The 2,112-nt window shown below is 74.2% G+C and carries 4 protein-coding genes; all 4 read right to left on the bottom strand.

What is annotated here, in order from left to right:
- The coding region (locus tag ACNAW0_RS30230; protein WP_416291451.1) for a replication initiator at positions 1 to 609 on the bottom strand (609 nt) is incomplete at its 3' end.
- Entirely contained in the window at positions 606 to 788 is a 183-nt protein-coding gene (locus ACNAW0_RS30225) for a hypothetical protein (RefSeq protein WP_416291450.1), read from the bottom strand. The genes ACNAW0_RS30225 and ACNAW0_RS30230, both read right to left, overlap by 4 nt.
- Positions 785 to 1,435, bottom strand: coding sequence for a GGDEF domain-containing protein (locus tag ACNAW0_RS30220; RefSeq protein WP_416291449.1), 651 nt, complete (start codon positions 1,433 to 1,435; stop codon positions 785 to 787). The genes ACNAW0_RS30225 and ACNAW0_RS30220 overlap by 4 nt, the downstream gene beginning before the upstream one ends.
- Complete coding sequence (locus tag ACNAW0_RS30215; protein WP_416291448.1) at positions 1,432 to 2,094, bottom strand: DUF2637 domain-containing protein; 663 nt, start codon at positions 2,092 to 2,094, stop codon at positions 1,432 to 1,434. Before ACNAW0_RS30215 ends, ACNAW0_RS30220 begins: the two co-directional genes overlap by 4 nt.
- Between the last annotated feature and the right edge of the window lie 18 nt (positions 2,095 to 2,112).

The raw sequence follows: 2,112 nt of genomic DNA, 5'->3' as shown, positions 1-2,112 counted from the left end.
ACGGCCGACAGTGCGGTTGTCGACGGGCAGGCGGGGCAGGTCCGGGGCGTCCTGCCGGCGCTTGGTGGAGCGCACCCGGCGCTTGCCGTCGCTGTCCTCCTGGTCGTCGCTGCCGTGCGGGGGTGCGGGGCGGCCCCGGAGTCCTTCGGTGGTGATCTGGGCTTCCAGTTCTCCGATGGCGTCGTCCAGGTCCGCGACCTGATCCCACTGCGACGCCCGAGCGGCCTCGTCGCGGGCGAACTCGAGATGCGCCCGAGCCACGATCAGCCCGCGTTGCGCCTCGGTGGCCGGCAGGGGACCGGGGTCGGGTTCGTCGGTACGGTGCCAGCCCTCGCGGATCTGCTGCTGCCGCAGCTTCCTCGCCCGCTTGGCGCAGGCGGGGCACTTGGCTTCCTGCGTCGCGCCGCAGGGCATGTCGATGACCTCAGTGACGCCGGAGTCGAGGTCGGTGCGGCGGAGGCTGACGGGGCGGGTGCAGACGCCGTAGTCGGCCGCCAGATCCTTGACCACGTCGACGGAGCGGGGCATGAGCATGCGGGCGGCCCGGGAGCCCGGCCGAGGCGTGGTGTCCTCGGCCGGGGTGGGAATGGGCAGGGTGGGGGCGGTCATCGCGTACCGCCCTCGGTCTCGGCGGTGGTGACCTCCGCATCGACGTACAGGCGCATGCGGGTGTCGCGGCGGTTGAGGTATGGGCCGTCCACGGTGGTCACGCGGACGAGTCGGGATGAGCGCAGGGCGGTTAGGGCGGCGGCGCACTCGGCGTCGGTGCCCATGAGGCGGATCTTCACCGTGTCACCTCCACCGGCCGGGTGGACATGTTCCGGGTCCGCACGATCGGTCGGGGGGCGGCGGCGGGGCGGGTGTGGTCATCGCGGTGTGGCTCGTACAGGGCGACGCCACACCGGGTGGTCTTGGCCCGGTACATGGCCGCGTCAGCATCCGCGAGGGCGGCGGGCAGGTCCCCGCCGGTGGAGCCGAGGCCGATGCTCGCGCTCACCGACACCATCACGCCGGAGGGAAGCCGGACCGGGGCGGCGATCGCGGCGGCCAGCCGGCGGGCAGCCGCGGCCGGGTCGGGGTCGAGGATGAGGGCGGCGAACTCGTCCCCGCCGAGGCGGGCGGCCACACCGTGAACCCGGCGCAGACGTTCCGCTACGGCGGTGAGGACCAGGTCCCCGGCGGCGTGGCCGTGAGTGTCGTTGACCGGCTTGAAGCCGTCCAGGTCGACCACGACCACCCACGGGCGCAGCGGCGCGAGCTGGGTCCAGGCGTCGGCGAGGCCGGCACGGTTGGCGAGGCCGGTCAGCGGGTCGCGGAGGGCGGCGCGTTGGAGGGCGGCCAGTTCGTAGCGGGCGGCGTAGAGCCGGTACTGATCCCAGGCGAACAGGGCGAGGCCGGCGACGAGAAGCAGGCCGGTGAGGAGTGCGTCGGTCATCGGGTCACCTCTCCGATCAGCGGGACGCCGTTGCGGCGGGTGAACGCGGCCGGAGGCACCGGGGCGACCGGGGCCGGGCGGGTCGGCTCGACGGGGGCGGGGCGGATCGGTGGCTCGACCGGGACCAGGGCGACCGGTTCCGGCGCAGGCGTGGCCGGCATCGGCTCGACGGGCGGGGCGGATGGCTCGACCGGGCGGGCCGGGCGGGCGATGACCGGCGGAGCCGGGGCGGTGGCGGGTTCGTCGGCCGGGGCCGGGGTGGGTGCGGTGCCGAGGATGAGCTTGGACAGGCCCATGAAGGCCAGGGCGGGGACGGCGGACAGGAGCCAGCCGGACAGGCCGGGCTTGGCCACGGCGAGTTGCGCGGCGAGGGACAGGACGACGGCGGCGAGGAGCAGGAACATCGGGTAGCCGATCGGCCCGCCCGTGCGGCGTCGGCGGCGGATGGTCAGCAGGGCGGCGACGGGGACGAGTTCGGAGATGACGGCGTTGGCCCAGCCGAACCACTGGCCGGTGCCGGTGGGGCTGTTGGCGAGGGTCCATTCCTTGACGTGGGTGAACGATGCCGCCCCGGCGAACCCGGCTACGAGCAGGAGGATGACGACGAGGACCAGGCCCTCAACGCGCTCCGAACGGGTGTGGGTGGGGTGGGGTTTCATGCGGCACCGTCCAGAATC

Source organism: Micromonospora sp. SL1-18, assembly GCF_047921505.1.
Classification (GTDB): domain Bacteria; phylum Actinomycetota; class Actinomycetes; order Mycobacteriales; family Micromonosporaceae; genus Micromonospora.
This window is presented reverse-complemented; position numbering and strand designations above follow the sequence as displayed.

Bases quoted from the DNA above. Each gene is read 5' to 3' on its own strand.
- ACNAW0_RS30220 (WP_416291449.1), bottom strand. From the start codon at position 1,435: ATGACCGACGCACTCCTCACCGGCCTGCTTCTCGTCGCCGGCCTCGCC.
- ACNAW0_RS30215 (WP_416291448.1), bottom strand. From the start codon at position 2,094: ATGAAACCCCACCCCACCCACACCCGTTCGGAGCGCGTTGAGGGCCTG.